The organism is Roseburia sp. AF42-8, assembly GCF_003435965.1.
Taxonomy (GTDB): domain Bacteria; phylum Bacillota; class Clostridia; order Lachnospirales; family Lachnospiraceae; genus Roseburia_C; species Roseburia_C amylophila.
In genome coordinates this window covers 16,035-31,412 of the sequence record NZ_QTVB01000009.1, presented here as the reverse complement: position 1 = coordinate 31,412, position 15,378 = coordinate 16,035, and the positions used below count along the sequence as shown (strand labels likewise).

15 protein-coding genes and 3 pseudogenes are annotated in these 15,378 nt (G+C 41.3%); 1 reads left to right on the top strand and 17 read right to left on the bottom strand.

All coding sequences use genetic code 11. From position 1 onward, the window contains the following. Positions 1-224: 224 nt before the first annotated feature. From DW059_RS05635 to DW059_RS05570, 15 genes and pseudogenes are all read right to left on the bottom strand, one after another. The gene (locus DW059_RS05635; RefSeq protein WP_227135588.1) at positions 225-371 is read right to left on the bottom strand and encodes a hypothetical protein; all 147 of its coding nucleotides are present in this window, start codon (positions 369-371) and stop codon (positions 225-227) included. A gap of 273 nt (positions 372-644) precedes the next feature. After that, positions 645-767: a hypothetical protein gene (locus tag DW059_RS16725; protein ID WP_004611516.1), complete on the bottom strand. Its 123-nt coding sequence runs from the start codon at positions 765-767 to the stop codon at positions 645-647. 153 nt (positions 768-920) lie between these two features. Then, entirely contained in the window at positions 921-1,205 is a 285-nt protein-coding gene (locus DW059_RS05630; RefSeq protein WP_005340582.1) for a DUF6462 family protein, read from the bottom strand. A gap of 3 nt (positions 1,206-1,208) precedes the next feature. Next, positions 1,209-1,667, bottom strand: a complete 459-nt coding sequence (locus tag DW059_RS05625; protein ID WP_004611514.1) for a DUF6462 family protein — start codon at positions 1,665-1,667, stop codon at positions 1,209-1,211. An 8-nt stretch (positions 1,668-1,675) separates the two neighbouring features. Next, positions 1,676-1,897, bottom strand: coding sequence for a DUF6462 family protein (locus DW059_RS05620; RefSeq protein WP_005340583.1), 222 nt, complete (start codon positions 1,895-1,897; stop codon positions 1,676-1,678). 245 nt (positions 1,898-2,142) lie between these two features. Further along, positions 2,143-3,627, bottom strand: a pseudogene (lysS, locus tag DW059_RS05615) (lysine--tRNA ligase); the annotation flags it as partial. Positions 3,628-3,645: 18 nt separating this feature from the next. Then, the gene (greA, locus tag DW059_RS05610; RefSeq protein WP_117698121.1) at positions 3,646-4,125 is read right to left on the bottom strand and encodes a transcription elongation factor GreA; all 480 of its coding nucleotides are present in this window, start codon (positions 4,123-4,125) and stop codon (positions 3,646-3,648) included. Between the two features lie 29 nt (positions 4,126-4,154). Next, positions 4,155-4,790: a hypothetical protein gene (locus DW059_RS05605; RefSeq protein ID WP_117698120.1), complete on the bottom strand. Its 636-nt coding sequence runs from the start codon at positions 4,788-4,790 to the stop codon at positions 4,155-4,157. Continuing rightward, positions 4,787-5,757 (bottom strand): annotated as a pseudogene (gene dusB / locus DW059_RS05600) (tRNA dihydrouridine synthase DusB). Before dusB ends, DW059_RS05605 begins: the two are co-directional and overlap by 4 nt. After that, the gene (locus DW059_RS05595; protein ID WP_117698119.1) at positions 5,754-6,524 is read right to left on the bottom strand and encodes a type III pantothenate kinase; all 771 of its coding nucleotides are present in this window, start codon (positions 6,522-6,524) and stop codon (positions 5,754-5,756) included. Before DW059_RS05595 ends, dusB begins: the two are co-directional and overlap by 4 nt. Before the next feature lies 1 nt (position 6,525). Next, entirely contained in the window at positions 6,526-6,873 is a 348-nt protein-coding gene (locus DW059_RS05590; RefSeq protein ID WP_022242890.1) for a DUF6145 family protein, read from the bottom strand. A 94-nt stretch (positions 6,874-6,967) separates the two neighbouring features. After that, positions 6,968-7,943, bottom strand: a pseudogene (locus DW059_RS17550) (biotin--[acetyl-CoA-carboxylase] ligase). Between the two features lie 6 nt (positions 7,944-7,949). After that, positions 7,950-8,939 carry an ornithine carbamoyltransferase gene (gene argF, locus DW059_RS05580; RefSeq protein ID WP_117698162.1) on the bottom strand — a complete coding sequence of 330 codons (990 nt, stop codon included), beginning with the start codon at positions 8,937-8,939 and terminating at the stop codon, positions 7,950-7,952. Positions 8,940-9,039: 100 nt separating this feature from the next. Beyond that, on the bottom strand, positions 9,040-9,966 hold the full coding sequence (locus DW059_RS05575; protein WP_022242887.1) for an SPFH domain-containing protein: 927 nt from the start codon (positions 9,964-9,966) through the stop codon (positions 9,040-9,042). Between the two features lie 132 nt (positions 9,967-10,098). Next, complete coding sequence (locus DW059_RS05570; RefSeq protein ID WP_117698118.1) at positions 10,099-11,280, bottom strand: cell wall hydrolase; 1,182 nt, start codon at positions 11,278-11,280, stop codon at positions 10,099-10,101. 251 nt (positions 11,281-11,531) lie between these two features. Here DW059_RS05570 and DW059_RS05565 point away from each other — a divergent pair, with 251 nt between their 5' ends. Beyond that, positions 11,532-13,343 carry a methyl-accepting chemotaxis protein gene (locus DW059_RS05565; protein ID WP_117698117.1) on the top strand — a complete coding sequence of 604 codons (1,812 nt, stop codon included), beginning with the start codon at positions 11,532-11,534 and terminating at the stop codon, positions 13,341-13,343. A 193-nt stretch (positions 13,344-13,536) separates the two neighbouring features. Here the strand turns inward: DW059_RS05565 and DW059_RS05560 are convergent, their stop codons facing one another. Together DW059_RS05560 and DW059_RS05555 are read right to left on the bottom strand one after the other, a co-directional pair. Beyond that, the gene (locus DW059_RS05560; protein ID WP_117698116.1) at positions 13,537-14,883 is read right to left on the bottom strand and encodes a glucose-6-phosphate isomerase; all 1,347 of its coding nucleotides are present in this window, start codon (positions 14,881-14,883) and stop codon (positions 13,537-13,539) included. A gap of 93 nt (positions 14,884-14,976) precedes the next feature. Continuing rightward, a complete protein-coding gene (locus DW059_RS05555; RefSeq protein ID WP_117698115.1) occupies positions 14,977-15,276 on the bottom strand; it encodes a hypothetical protein in 300 nt (99 codons plus the stop codon). Positions 15,277-15,378: the final 102 nt, after the last annotated feature.

The window sequence follows — 15,378 nt, the reverse complement described above, 5'->3', positions numbered from 1 at the left end:
TTCGCATACAAGGAAAACAATAACCATTCCCTTGATAATATGGACATCCGACACATTCCGTCGGAAGTTTCTGTTCTTTTTTCTTAGATGGTTTACAACATGTTCCATTGGCACATCTGTTGTTATGTCCCCAGAAGAATCTACAATGCATACAATCTTTTAATTCTCTTTCAAGCTTTTCTTCTGGAGATACAAACCTGCGTTTCTTATGCTTATCTCTTTTTTCAACTGTTCCCACCAGAGCTCTCCTCCCTTCCAAGGAGTGATTGCTCTCTTATCTGTTCCATTGTCCTGTCCGACTCTCCTGCCGTCCTAGCTAACGAATACAATACGATAAGAACAATAATTATTAATGCTATGCTAAATCCCATCACCACTTTATCCTCCTTCAAATTAGTTGCCATATAGACAGAATTTGAATTTGGAAGTGATATAGTCTACATGGCTATGCTTAACGCTAAGCATGTAGGTACACGCCAGTCTTCTAGACTCCTATATCGCCCCGTGTACAAAGAGGTGTTCTCACCTCCGGGAGTTACAGACGAGCCACAAAATGTGTTTCACGACGCCCTTCTGAATTATCAGAAGCACTATCTCCTCTTTTAGCCTTTTGAGGATAAGGACGAACTTCTCGCCCTCTGTGGTTAATTATCCTTACGCAACATGCCGATTCCTTTTACCAGATTTCCATCCAGCTTCTCGCCCTTCATCTTTCGATCCATCAGACTACTAATATGATAGCTGTGACTTTCATCCTCCAGGTACATGCCCCGTAATTTTACTACCTACAGAAATTCTGTAGTGCAAACTACTTTGCAAATCTGTAACTGATTATTCAATTGTTATGTCCAATCTCTCTTGGACAATTGATATTCTACAATGCACTTTAATTTTACGGAAGTGACACCACTGGTGTATTTTTACGAATTTTCACCAGTTTTTGGTGTATTTGTCATTTCCTTTAATTTGTTCCATGTATGCTTAGGCAGTTCTCTTGCCGGCTCTCTGAATCGTTCAAGATATTTTTCAAATAATTCCGTATTGATTAATGCTGAATTACCGACTTTATAGACTGCTCCTGCCTCTCTCGCAATTACTATGATTCTCGATTTACTTATCCCATAAATAATCGCTCCTTCCTCTGCATTGACAAATTTTTTCATAAAATCCTTTGTATCTGAATAGCACTTATATGAGTAACTCATTCATCAGTCTCCTTTCACATTTGGCAATGGATGTTTCATTTCTGTTGGCGGTTCTCTGAATTGCTCCATATATTCATCAAACACCTCCAGATTAATCAGAATAGTATTTCCTTTTGCTTCGCCTATCTTATATACAGCTCCAGCTGCTCTAGCCATTTCGATAAATCTATGATGTCCTATGCTGTAAGTCATTGAACCCTCTCCGATTCTCACAAACTTCTTTTCCACAATTTTATTTGAACTAGGAACTCTTGCAGAATGTTTCATAAATTTCATCAACCTTTCCTTATGTACTAATATAATCTTTGCAAGCTGATATCTTGCTCCAGCAGCCAACGCTATATCCATTGCCTCATCTTGTGTTACATCTAATAAAGCCATTACCTCATCAATACGAATAAATCTTGGTTTTACAGTTTCTTTTCTATAGGCACAAACTGAACCACTCAATGTATTTACCATAACATCACCTACTTATAAAACTCAGAATCTGTAATATGAAAAGTTTCAAGATACTTATCCAATATTTCTGTATTAACAAGTACAAGCTGACCAATTTTATAACAAGCCTTGGCATCCTTAGCCACTTCTTGAAATTTTGTCATTCCCATACTGTACATTTTTGCACCATCTGAATATCTTACAAACTTTTTTGCATCCTCATATCTATCTTTCTTCTTTGATTCATTCATTGCTGTGCTCCTTTCACTTTGACTTCATAACAAATGACGTATTTTCTCCATAACGCAAAAAAGAGGACATCTTCTAAATTTCTTTAGAAAATGTCCTCTTAGTAGTTCATATTTGATTGAATCTTTTTCTTTTCAGATTGTGTACTCTTTCATACTGATGTAAATGACTATGTCAAAATGCGTCTTTTAATGCGTCCTTTGACGTACTCAAATGCCTCAACCCCGCATAAACACTAGGTTTATTTATCCAAGCTCTTCATTGTCGGGAAGAGCAATACGTCACGGATTGCCGGTGAATCTGTCAACAGCATAACCAGACGGTCGATTCCATATCCGATTCCACCGGTAGGCGGCATACCAATCTCCAATGCATTTAAGAAATCTTCATCAGTATGGTTTGCTTCCTCATCACCAGCTTCGAATGCGGCATCCTGTGCTGCGAAACGCTCACGCTGGTCAATCGGGTCATTTAACTCGGAATATGCATTACACATTTCCCATGTATTGATAAATAATTCAAAACGTTCTACCTTGGTTGGATCAGACGGTTTCTTCTTGGTAAGCGGAGAAATTGCTACCGGATGATCCATGATAAAGGTCGGCTGAATCAGTTCTTTCTCACAGAATTCTTCGAAGAAGAGGTTGATGATATCACCCTTGGTATGACGCTCTTCGAATTCAATGTGATGTTCTCTTGCCAGCGCCTTTGCAGCTTCATCATCTGCTACGGTATCAAAATCGATGCCGGCATATTTCTTGATGGCATCGTTCATGGTCAGACGCTCAAAAGGCTTTCCAAGGTCGATTTCAATGCCATTGTAAGTAATCTTTGTAGTGCCGCATACTTTTTCTGCAAGATAACGGAACATGCTCTCGGTAAGTTCCATCATGCCTTCATAATCGGTGTATGCCTGGTATAACTCCATCAATGTAAATTCCGGATTGTGGCGGGTATCAACACCTTCGTTACGGAATACCCGTCCGATTTCGTAAACACGCTCCAAGCCACCAACAATCAGTCTCTTTAAGTATAACTCAAGAGAAATACGGAGCTTTACATCTTCATTTAATGCATTATAATGTGTTTCAAACGGTCTTGCGGCTGCTCCACCTGCATTGGAAACCAGCATAGGAGTCTCAACTTCCATGAAGTCACGTCCAGCTAAGAAATTACGGATTTCCTTGATAATCTGGGAACGTTTGATGAAAGTCTGCTTGGATTCCTGATTCATGATAAGGTCTACATAACGCTGACGATATCTGGTATCGGTATCAGTAAGTCCGTGGAACTTCTCCGGTAAAATCTGTAAGCTCTTGGATAATAAAGTTACCTCAGATGCATGGATAGAGATTTCTCCGGTCTTGGTCTTAAATACCTTTCCTTTGATTCCTAAAATATCTCCGATATCATATTTCTTGAAATCTTTATAGGAATCTTCTCCGATTTCGTCTCTTGCAACATATGCCTGGATGCTTCCCTTTAAATCCTGTACATTACAGAAAGAAGCTTTTCCCATCACACGTTTGAACATCATACGACCTGCGATAGATACCTCTTTTCCCTCAAAAGCATCAAAGTCGTCTTTGATATCTGTGCTGTGGTTTGTTACATCATATTTGGTTATCTGGAACGGATCTTTTCCATTTTCCTGAAGTTCTTTTAACTTATCACGGCGCACCTTGATTAACTGGTTAATATCCTGTTCCTGTACGTTCTTCTGTTCCGCCATCTTTGTTCTCCTAATCTGTTAGTTTGATCTTTGGATTCCTAATACTTTATATTTTAAGTTACCCATCTGGGTCTCAACTTCTACTACGTCACCAACGCCGGCACCGATTAATGCTTTACCAACCGGAGACTCGTTGGAAATCTTTCCCTTTAAGCTGTTTGCCTCTGTAGAACCAACAATTTTATAATCCAGTTCCTCATCGAATTCCATATCAAGGATTTTTACCTGACATCCGATGTTAATCTTGTCTAAATCAACTTCTTCTTCTACTACGACTTCTGCATTCTTTAAGATTTTCTCGATCTGTTCGATTCTTGCTTCGATATCACGCTGCTCATCTTTTGCTGCATCATACTCAGCGTTCTCAGATAAGTCTCCCTGCTCTCTTGCTTCTTTAATCTTCTGTGCAACTTCTTTTCTTCTGACCACTTTCAGATTCTGTAACTCGTCTTCCAGTTTCTGTAAACCCTGATAGGTCAAAATGTTTTTCTTATCCATGCTTATTAGCCCTTCCTTTTATAGATTTTCTATTCTGCATAAAATTCTCGCTCTAATCGATCTGAAACCGCTTCACAGCCTGTAAAACCGGTTCCCTTAACAATCATAATATTATACCCAATAGGTACCTCAATGTCAAGATTTGCCCGCTGATACCAGTTCCTTTTATAAATGGAAATATAGATACTTTTTTCCGACAGAAATTCTTCCCGGATTCTTCCCTCAGCTTCAAAATCCAGTATCAGTCTGCCCTCTTCCGGACCGGTTCCCTTTTGAATTGCATTTTCCTCTTTTCCAATCACTTCTACTATCAGTCCCAGTTCCTCATAGAGATACTCTATTTCCCCTTGGTGATGTTCTGACTGACCGGTGCAAAGCGTATATACATTAAGTCCCGGATAAAGCTGCCGGAGCATATACTGTTCTTCCTCCTGCTGAAGATATTCCCCCGCTTCCGCATCAATGACAAACAGCCGCATGTCCCGGTAGGAAATGCCTTTCTGCTCTAATACTGCTTCGATTATTTTCCGAAAAAATGCATTGCAGGGAAAATAAATTTCTTTTTCAATAAAGTTATTCTGTTCCTGACGGCTGTTCCTGTTTTCCGATTGCAGATTGCTTTTATTCCTGCGTAAAAGACTTTTTAATTTTTTCCACCATTTCATGCTTCATTATATGATGCAAAGGTTTCTAATAATTCCTCCAGCTGTTCGTAAGTCTCCACTTCATTGAGCAGGCTCGAGCTGGATGCATGCTTGTAGCCGCCGGTGTACCAGGTGCGTGCTTACGCATTTCCCGCATTCCGGTAAATTCGCCCTTAAAGGCAATCTGCATCTTTGCATGACGCAGCACCATATCCACCATTTCTTTGGCGGATGGCTTCGGCAGTTCTTCCCCCGTTTCTAAGAAATGGTTAATCTGTGCAAATATCCATGGATTTCCCTGTGCTCCCCTTGCTATCATCAGCCCGTCACAGCCGGTTTCCTGCTGCATCCGGTACGCATCCTGTGGGGTAAAAATGTCACCGTTTCCGATGACCGGGATCTTTACTGCTTCTTTCACTTTCCGGATAATCTCCCAGTCCGCTTTGCCGGAGTAATACTGTTCCCTGGTCCGTCCATGCACCGCAATGGCAGCTGCCCCGGACTCTTCCGCAATATGTGCCATCTCTACTGCATTGACATGGGCATCATCAAAGCCCTTTCTGATTTTTACCGTCAGAGGCTTCTTTATGGCTTTTGCTGTTTTTTCGATGATTTCACCTGCCAGAATCGGATTTTTCATCAGTGCAGAGCCGTCACCATTATTGACTACCTTTGGCACCGGACATCCCATATTGATGTCAAGAATATCAAAAGGTCGATGCTCGATACGCTTTGCCATCTCGCTCATAATTTCCGGGTCGGAGCCAAAAAGCTGCAGGGAAACCGGATGCTCCCGCTCATCAATGGCAAGCAGGCTCTCGGTATTCTTATTATTATAATAAATGCCTTTAGCACTGACCATTTCCATGCAGATAAGTCCTGCTCCCTGTTCTTTGCAAAGTACACGAAATGGCAGGTCTGTTACCCCTGCCATTGGTGCTAATATCAAATTATTATCAAGTGTTACATTTCCTATTGTCAGTTTCATCGTTTCTGTTTTGCGTAAATAAGACGCATTCCTTCTAATGTCAGTGTCGGATTGTAGTACTGAATATATTTTGTCTCATTTGCAATGATTTTACCCAGTCCGCCGGTTGCAACTACTTTTACATCCTTAAGTCCGGATTCTTTTATCATATTTTTTACGATATATTCTGTCTGTCCAATCTGTCCGAATATCAGTCCTGCCTGCATACTGCTGATAGTTTCTCTTGCAAGGATGGTAGACGGTTTCTTAATCTCGATTTCCGGAAGCTTTGCGGCATCTTCCCAGAGTGCCTTTGCAGAAATGCGGATTCCCGGGGAAGTTACTCCTGCGAAGAAATCTCCATTTCCATTGACGAAGTCATAGGTGGTTGCTGTACCATAGTCGATTACTACAACCGGTCCGCCATAAAGCTCATATGCACCTACAGCGTCTACAATACGGTCTGCGCCAATCTGTGCCGGATTCTCGGATGTGATACGGATTCCTGTCTTCACGCCCGGTTCCACAACCATTGGCTGAATATCAAAATATTTAATCATTCCACTGCAGAGGGAATGCATGACATTTGGTACTACCGATGAAATGATGGCATCCTTGATTTCATTATGGGAAATCTCGTTATGCTCTAATAAATCAATGATTGTAATACCGTATTCATCAGAAGTTCTCTGCATTTTTGTTGTCATACGAAATGTTGTGATTAATTTTTCCTTATCAAACACTCCAATGGTAATGTTGGTATTTCCTACGTCAATTGCCAGTAACATATTAGTCCTCCTTATCTTCTGTGAATTCTTCTCCCAGGAAAAATACACGGTAATACATTTCAAGCGATTCAAAGAGCTCTGTCTTTTCCCGCTGCATCTGTTTGATTTTTAACACACTGCCGATTTCATCATAGAAGAAATCTCCATCCTCACATTCCGTCCGGAAATTAAGATTTCCCTCTTTGTCAAATATAAGCTGCAGTGTTCCTCCGATATCCTCTGTATACAGTACACAAAGAATATTCAAGTCCTCTTTAATTCCCTCCGGAAGTCCGTTAAACAACGGATTCAGATAGAATTTCTTGGTATAAGCGCTGGAACCGCATAAAACGATTTCTTCCTGCTCCATATATTCATACTCCTTTTTCTTATTTATGCCTTTTTTATATCTGGTAAATGTGGCTTTTCCTGTCTATCCTATAAACATCTATCTCGATGCATATCTATACATATCCATAAATCCCGCGGACAGATACTTCCCCGGAAGACACCAGTTTTCTTGCTTCCCAGGTATCCACGATTAATTCGCCCCGGTCGGTAATGCCCTGTGCCACTCCCTCAAATGGCTCTTTCGGGTCTAACACTCTTACCTTCTGCCCTTTATTGGCAAGACTTGCATCGTATTCCTTCCGCAGATCCCGTAAATCCTGATATGCCATAAACCGGTCATAATAATGCTCGAATTCTTCCCAGACAGCTTCTATTAATGCTGCGCGGTTTACCCGTTTTCCACTTTGTAACAGAAGTGAGGTGGCATTCTGCGCAATTTCTTCCGGAAAACTTTCATTATTTACATTGATGCCTATACCAACCACAATATGGTTACATAATCCATCTGTGCACTCATTTCCGTCAGAATTCCTACTACTTTCTTACCGTTGATGACAATATCATTTGGCCACTTTATCTTTGCTTCCATACCGGTGCAGCGGGTAATGCCCTTTGCCACTGCCATGGCTGCCACCAGTGTCAGCATGGATGCATTGGAAGGATTCAGCTCCGGTTTTAAAATCAGTGTCATAAAGATTCCGGTTCCCGGCAGGGAACTCCAGCCTCTTCCCCGTCTGCCTTTTCCGGCATCCTGCTGGTCTGCCACCACAAGGGTTCCATGCTCTGCACCCTCTTCTGCAAGACGGCTGGCTCTTACATTAGTAGAATCTGTTTCATCATAATAATAGATTTTCTTTCCAATCCAGTCTGTTTTACGGATGCTGCTCAATTCATTTTCGCTTAAGATATCCGGTGCGCCTACAATCCGGTAGCCCCGGTTCTGCACCGCTTCAATTTCATAGCCATCCTTTTTCAACTGATTGATTGCCTTCCACACTGCGTTCTTGATACACCAAAGCGTTCACAAAGCTCCTGTCCGGAAACATAACCTTCCGCTTCCCGCAGTGCTGCAAGTATTTTTGCTTTCATAGGTTCTTATTCTCCTAAAGTTGCAAGCATAACTGCCTTAATCGTATGCATACGATTCTCTGCTTCATCAAATACGATGGATTTCTCACTTTCGAATACTTCATCGGTTACTTCCAGCTCGGAGTATCCGAATTTCTCATAGACATCCTGTCCAATCCTGGTCTTAAGGTCATGGAATGCCGGGAGACAATGCATAAACAACGCCTGCTCTCCTGCATTATCCATCAGCTTCTTATTTACCTGATATGGCATCAGGTCTGTAATACGCTCTTTCCAGGCCTCTTCCGGCTCACCCATGGATACCCACACATCAGTATAGACAATGTCTGCACCCCTGGTTCCTTCCATGGCATCTTCTGTCAGAGTAATGGTTCCGCCTGTGCGGGATGCCACATCTTCACAATATGTAACCAGCTTTGGATCCGGGAAATATTTTTTATTGGTACATGCCACAAAATGCATTCCCAGTTTTGCACAGGTTACCATCAGGGAATTTCCCATATTATAACGGGCATCTCCCATATATGCCAGCTTTACGCCCTTTAATCTGCCAAGATGCTCGCGGATGGTCAGCATATCTGCTAACATCTGGGTCGGATGAAATTCATTGGTCAGTCCGTTCCATACCGGAACGCCTGCATATTTTGCCAGTTCTTCTACGATATCCTGCCCATAGCCACGATATTCGATTCCATCAAACATACGTCCCAAAACTCTTGCGGTATCCGGAATGCTCTCTTTCTTTCCAATCTGGGAGCCTGACGGGTCAAGGTAAGTTACGTGCATGCCAAGGTCATGGGCTGCCACTTCAAATGAGCAGCGGGTTCTGGTACTGGTTTTTTCAAAAATCAGGGCAATGTTTTTCCCAATCAGGCTGTCATGCAGAATACCCTGTTTCTTCTTTGCTTTCAGGTCTGCTGCCAGATCTATCATATAGAGGATTTCTTCTGGTTCAAAATCCATCAGTTTTAAGAAATTACGTCCTTTTAAATTCATTGCTTTTTCCTCTTTTCTTCTTACTCTTTGATACAAAACGGGCTGTCCTACATAGATGTGGCAGCCCGATTTCATTTTAGGTTTATGGTTTCCTTTTTAATTATTTATCTCCGGCAACCTCTGTAATTGATTTTACCAGTCCTGCAACGCCCTGTATCTCAGATGGAATGATAATCTTTGTTGCCTTTCCGTCCGCAGCCTTTGCAAAAGCTTCCAGGCTCTTAAGCTGTAATACAGCATCGTCCGGTGCTGCTTCTTTCAAGAAACGAAGTCCGTCTGCATTTGCCTGCTGAATCTTTAAGATTGCTTCTGCCTGACCTTCTGCTTCTTTTACGGTTGCTTCCTTCTGTGCCTCTGCACGTAAAATTGCGGCAGTCTTCTCTGCCTCTGCATCTAAGATTGCTGATTCTTTCTTACCTTCTGCTACAAGAATCGTAGATTTCTTCTCACCTTCTGCACGAAGAATTGCTTCACGTCTTTCACGCTCTGCCTTCATCTGTTTCTCCATGGCATCCTGAATTGCCTTTGGTGGGATGATATTCTTTAACTCTACACGGTTTACCTTGATTCCCCATGGGTCTGTTGCCACATCCAGGGAAGCTCTCATCTTGGTATTGATGGTCTCTCTTGAAGTAAGGGTCTCATCTAATTCCAAATCACCGATGATATTACGAAGTGTGGTTGCTGTCAGATTTTCGATTGCCATAATCGGATTTTCAACACCGTAAGCAAATAACTTCGGGTCTGTAATCTGGAAATATACAACGGTGTCAATCTGCATGGTTACATTATCTTTGGTAATTACCGGCTGTGGTGGGAAATCAACCACCTGCTCTTTTAAAAGAACTCTCTTTGCGATACGGTCAATAAACGGTGCTTTAAAATGAAGACCTACGCCCCAGGTTGCAAGATATCCGCCCAAACGCTCTACAACAACTGCATTTGCCTGCGGTACAATCTTGATACAGGATACAATAATTACCAGTACTAGTATTACTAAAATGATAAGTGCTATTAATCCTTCCATTTTTACCCTCCAAAACTTATATTTTGAATAACTATTCACATATTACTATACTTTTTCCAAGATTACAACAGGGTGCCAAAAACTTCTTTTGACACCCTGACTTTATACTCTCTTATATTTTCTTACATTTTCCTAGAAAAATACATGGTTTCCGATGACTACTCCTGCCTGACCGGAACTTGCACGACGGAAACTTAATGCTCCACCGGTATTATCTACACCGGATAATGCTTCCTGTGCTGCCTGTAAACAGCTTCCGCTGACACCGCTTGAAATAACAGATGCAACTTTTCCGTTTCCTGCTGGTGTAAACTGACCGCTCTGGTAAATTACATCATAAAGGCTGGATGGATATGCACCACTTCTCAGACGGTTCATAACAACTGCTCCGACTGCCAGCTGGCCTTCATAACACTCACTGCCTGCTTCGCACTGGATTAATGCAGCAAGAAGTGTTACTTCATCACAGTTTGCTGCTACAGATGCATTCTGTGTTACCATGGTTGTTGTAGTCTGTGCAGCTTTCTTTGCTGCCTCTTCTGCAGCCTTCTCTTCCAATGCAGCTCTTTCTTCTTCCATGGAAACTGCTGATGCTACATTTAAGGATACGGTTACATAATCTGCAGATACAAATGCAGTGGAATTCTTTAAGCTGACTGCGACCCATCCTTCCGGAGATTCTGTCTGTGTATCAACTACAAGCTTATCTCCTTCTGATGCTGCCTTGATAACAGATGCATCCGGATTTGCTTCACTGCGGACACGAAGACCACCGGTGGTTACGGTTGCTACGGTGTCACATACGGTCTGTGCATAAGCATATGCTTCCTGACCTGCCACACAATATTCGCTCTTTACATATCCGTCTACAGAACCGGATGTAATATGATACCAGCCATCTAATGTCTCTACGATATCAGCTGCTGCACCTTTATATAATTTTCCAATTACTTCAGACTCTCCATCTGCGGAGCTTCTTATATATAAGAAATCATCCACATTTGCCATAAGCTTACTGTTCCATGCCTGCTGCTCCTCACTAAGCTGAGGCTCCTCTTCCTGTGCTTCTGCAACAACCACTACATCTGCACGTTCAATGGATGCCTGCTCGGTTGCCGCGTCTCCCAATGATGCCAATTCTTCTATAATGCCGGCGGAGCCACCTGCCTGTACATCTGCCACAGCTTTTGTTTCCTGCTGCGGTTCTGGTACATTTTCTACTGGTGCTGTCTGCATAACTGCTGTGACTGCTGTGACAACGGTAAGCATCACTGCTATAATTGTGCTCTCAATCACTCTTTTTCTTAAATTCATTTTGACCTCCATAACATATACCTTGTTTTTCTTTTTTAAGGATTATTAACAAGTATATGTCATTTTATTCATTTTTATTACATTTATTACAAATTTGTTACATCACGGATTATAACAAAAGTAATTTTTAATTTGTCAAGTTTCTGTACTTTTTATCCAATTCATGATATAATTTCCTAATAATAATTACGCAAAATCACAAGAAAAGATTTCGTCTTTTTCGTAATGGTTATCAAGGAGGATGTATTTTTATGAAGGAACGTAAGCAAAAAGATTCTGCTTTGAAGCAGAATCCAGTAAAGGCTCCAAAGCCTGTGAAAGCGCAGAAAGTGCAGAAAGCACCAAAAGCGCCTAAGGAGAAGAAGGCGAAGAAGGAGAAAAAGGCCGGACTTCACTCCATGCGCTTTAATGTTGTACAGTTAGTTCTGCTGAGTATTATCATCAGTGTTGCTTCTCTTCTGATTATGATTATACCGGTTGCGGATAATGCAATTTCCACTCTGGCTGAAAGCTATATGCGTGATGTCTGTGATACCTGCGGATTAAATGTTGATGCTGCCCTGAACCGGAGCGGTAACATTATTTTAAATCAGGCATATCTTGAAACTCTGATCGGTGATGTCCGTATCAATAATCTGGATTCCAGTTACGCCTATGTGGTTGGTTCAGATGGAACCATGATTTACCATCCGGATGAAAGTAAAGTCGGACAACCTGTAGAAAATGCCGCTATTAAACAGGTGGTAGCTGATTTGGAAGCAGGTAAAGAACAGCAGAAGGGTATGGCAATCTATGAATTCAGAGGTGCTGAAAAATATGCGGCTTACTATGTTACTTCTAATAAAGCAGCTATTTTGGTCATTACCGCTGACCGTGGAGATATTTTAAGTGCTAAGGATGCAATTTATGCCCGCGCCGGTGGTGCCGCAATTGTTATCTTTATTGTACTGGGAATCATTTCTTTCCTTATTGCAAGTAAAATGACCCGTCCGATTGTAGAGATTACCAATGTTATCAAACGTTTCTCTTCCCTGAACTTTGCGGAAAGCCCGACTACTATCCGCATCAGCAAACGTAAAGATGAAACCGGGCAGATGGCAAGAGCTATCGGAGATTTACGTGAGAAGTTAGTTACAATTGTTTCACAGATTAAGTCCCAGAGTGAACTGCTTTACAATGCATCTACTGAACTGGATACCAATGCATCCCACACAACATCAACCGTAGGAAATGTAGAAACTGCAGTAAATGAAATTGCTACCGGAGCTACCAACCAGGCTTCCGAAACCCAGAAAGCTACCGATGATATCGTTAATATGGGTAACATGATTGAACATACCAACAGTCAGGTTGAAAATCTTACAAGCACTGCTAACCTGATGCGTGAATCCAGCGAAGAAGCTGCTGCCACCCTGAAAGAGCTGGACAACATCAACCAGCAGGCAATTGCTTCTATTGATGTTATTTATGAACAGACCAATATAACTAATATCTCTGCCCTGAAGATTAAAGAGGCTACAACTTTGATTTCTTCCATCGCAGAAGAAACAAACCTGCTTTCCTTAAATGCTTCTATCGAAGCAGCCCGTGCTGGTGAGGCAGGACGTGGATTTGCCGTTGTTGCATCGCAGATTCAGAAACTGGCTGACCAGTCCAATGAATCTGCAAACCAGATTGACCAGATTATCCATGCTTTGATTGAAGATTCTGAAAAAGCAGTTAAGACCATGGATGAGGTTAAAACTATTATGAACCTGCAGAGCGAAAACGTACATAAGACCGGTCAGGTATTCGAACAGGTTCGTGATGGAATCAGTTCTTCTATCAGTGGCGTAGGCGAGATTGCTACCAAAACAACACAGCTTGATAAAGCCCGTGGAGATGTTGTGGATGTCGTACAGAATCTTACCGCAATTGCCCAGCAGAATGCAGCAAGTACCGAAGAAACTTCCGCTTCCGTTATGGAAGTCAGCAATGTTATGCAGGAAATCATGGAAAATGCAAATCGTCTGAAAGAGATTGCTTCCATCCTGGAAGAAAATATGAATTCATTTACTTTATAATATGCATAACAAAGAATGTGCCTTGGCACATTCTCGCGGAGCGTTTTTTACTTTACAGGAAAGCAATTTCCTGTAAAGCATAGAAAGAACTCCACCCGGCTGGATATTCCAATCGGATGGAGTTCTTTTTTTGCTGTAATGCAAGGACTGATTCAAATTTAAATGATTCCATCTTACCCTGCTTCAGCAGTTTTTATAAACGTTTCATTAATGTTTCTCTTGCTTCTTCATAACCTGGTTTTCCAAGTAATGCGAACATGTTCTTCTTGTAGCTTTCTACACCTGGCTGGTTAAATGGATTTACTCCAAGCAGGTATCCGCTGACACCACATGCAAACTCGAAGAAGTAGAATAATTCTCCTAAATAGAATTCGTTCTGTTCTGGAATCTTTACCATGAAGTTTGGAACCTGACCATCGGTATGTGCAAGAATGGTTCCGTTCATTGCACTCTTATTTACAAAGTCCATATCTTTTCCAGCAAGATAATTTAATCCGTCTAAGTCAACCGGTTCTTCCTGAATTGTGATATTGTGCTTCGGAGTCTCAACGTTCATAACAGTCTCAAACATAATTCTGGAACCATCCTGAATGAACTGTCCCATAGAATGTAAGTCTGTTGTTAAATCTACAGATGCCGGGAAGATACCCTTCTGGTCTTTTCCTTCACTCTCTCCGAATAACTGTTTCCACCATTCAGATACATAATGAAGACTTGGCTCGTAGTTGCAAAGAATTTCTACTGCTTTGCCTTTTCTTAATAAAATGTTACGAACTGCTGCATACTGTAATGCATCATTCTCTGTGAAATCCTGCTCTAAAGCAAGTTTTCTTCCTTCTGCAGCTCCATCCATTAATTTCTGGATATCTGCACCACTTACTGCGATTGGAAGAAGTCCTACAGCGGTAAGTACGGAGAAACGTCCTCCGACATCATCCGGTACTACAAATGTCTCATATCCTTCTTCATCTGCAAGATGTTTTAATGCTCCCTTTGCTTTATCTGTGGTTGCATAAATTCTCTTTGCAGCTTCTTCTTTACCATATTTCTTCTCTAACTTTTCTTTGAAGATACGGAAAGCGATTGCAGGCTCAGTTGTTGTTCCTGATTTTGAAATAATATTTACGGAGAAATCACGGTCTCCTACTACATCAAGCAGTCCCTGTAAGTAGCTTCCGCTGATGCTGTTTCCTGCATAATAAATCTCAGGAGTCTTACGAACTTCCTTAGAAACATTATTATAAAATCCATGTCTTAAGAATTCGATTGCGGCTCTTGCACCAAGGTAAGAACCACCGATTCCGATTACTACTAACACTTCAGAATCAGACTGAATCTTAGCTGCTGCTTTCTGAATTCTTGCGAACTCTTCCTTATCATAATCTACCGGAAGATCCAGCCAGCCCAAGAAATCATTTCCGGCTCCGGTTTTATCCAATAACTCTTTTTTTGCATTGTCTACAAGTTTGCTCATATAGCCAACTTCTTCTTCACTGATGAAGGAAGCTGCCTTTGAGTAATCAAATGTTACTTTACTCATTTCAAATTCACTCCTTTGTTTTTTCTATACACAATTCCCTAATTATGAATAAAATTTCATTAGAGTTTATTTTATCAAACCTATATGCATTTATCAAGGAAAAATTTCCTTCAAAACAGCATTAAATACCGCTTCTTCCTGCTGTTTTCTCTTCTTTTCAATAGAATCCCGCATCTGTTCTTCCTGTCTCGATACCAATGGTTCTTCTTTTCCACTGTCTTCAGTTAATATGACATTCAGATAATCTTCTACTTTTCCCTGTATCATTTGTAATCTGCGGTCTGTCCGGTTCACTTTAACCAGAACCTGCAGAATTATTATCATTTGTAAGAGCATTCCTGCCAGAATTATGTAATTTGCATATTCATACACCAAATTCATGAAAGCTCCCATTCTTATAACCTCTTTTCCTTTTTCTTTCTATTATAAAAAGGAACATTCCATTTGAAAAGAGGACAACGCCGTGTTTTCGCCGCATCTTTTTCCATTTTTCCC

What these genes read in the sequence shown, in the direction of transcription:
- DW059_RS05560 (WP_117698116.1), bottom strand. Translation starts at nt 14,883, where the DNA reads ATGAGTAAAGTAACATTTGATTACTCAAAGGCAGCTTCCTTCATCAGT.
- DW059_RS05635 (WP_227135588.1), bottom strand. Translation starts at nt 371, where the DNA reads ATGGGATTTAGCATAGCATTAATAATTATTGTTCTTATCGTATTGTAT.
- DW059_RS05625 (WP_004611514.1), bottom strand. Translation starts at nt 1,667, where the DNA reads ATGGTAAATACATTGAGTGGTTCAGTTTGTGCCTATAGAAAAGAAACT.
- DW059_RS05565 (WP_117698117.1), top strand. Translation starts at nt 11,532, where the DNA reads ATGAAGGAACGTAAGCAAAAAGATTCTGCTTTGAAGCAGAATCCAGTA.
- DW059_RS16725 (WP_004611516.1), bottom strand. Translation starts at nt 767, where the DNA reads ATGTACCTGGAGGATGAAAGTCACAGCTATCATATTAGTAGTCTGATG.
- DW059_RS05570 (WP_117698118.1), bottom strand. Translation starts at nt 11,280, where the DNA reads ATGAATTTAAGAAAAAGAGTGATTGAGAGCACAATTATAGCAGTGATG.
- DW059_RS05590 (WP_022242890.1), bottom strand. Translation starts at nt 6,873, where the DNA reads ATGGAGCAGGAAGAAATCGTTTTATGCGGTTCCAGCGCTTATACCAAG.
- DW059_RS05630 (WP_005340582.1), bottom strand. Translation starts at nt 1,205, where the DNA reads ATGAGTTACTCATATAAGTGCTATTCAGATACAAAGGATTTTATGAAA.
- DW059_RS05620 (WP_005340583.1), bottom strand. Translation starts at nt 1,897, where the DNA reads ATGAATGAATCAAAGAAGAAAGATAGATATGAGGATGCAAAAAAGTTT.
- DW059_RS05595 (WP_117698119.1), bottom strand. Translation starts at nt 6,524, where the DNA reads ATGTTACTGGCAATTGACGTAGGAAATACCAACATTACCATTGGAGTG.
- DW059_RS05575 (WP_022242887.1), bottom strand. Translation starts at nt 9,966, where the DNA reads ATGGAAGGATTAATAGCACTTATCATTTTAGTAATACTAGTACTGGTA.
- DW059_RS05605 (WP_117698120.1), bottom strand. Translation starts at nt 4,790, where the DNA reads ATGAAATGGTGGAAAAAATTAAAAAGTCTTTTACGCAGGAATAAAAGC.
- argF (WP_117698162.1), bottom strand. Translation starts at nt 8,939, where the DNA reads ATGAATTTAAAAGGACGTAATTTCTTAAAACTGATGGATTTTGAACCA.
- greA (WP_117698121.1), bottom strand. Translation starts at nt 4,125, where the DNA reads ATGGATAAGAAAAACATTTTGACCTATCAGGGTTTACAGAAACTGGAA.
- DW059_RS05555 (WP_117698115.1), bottom strand. Translation starts at nt 15,276, where the DNA reads ATGGGAGCTTTCATGAATTTGGTGTATGAATATGCAAATTACATAATT.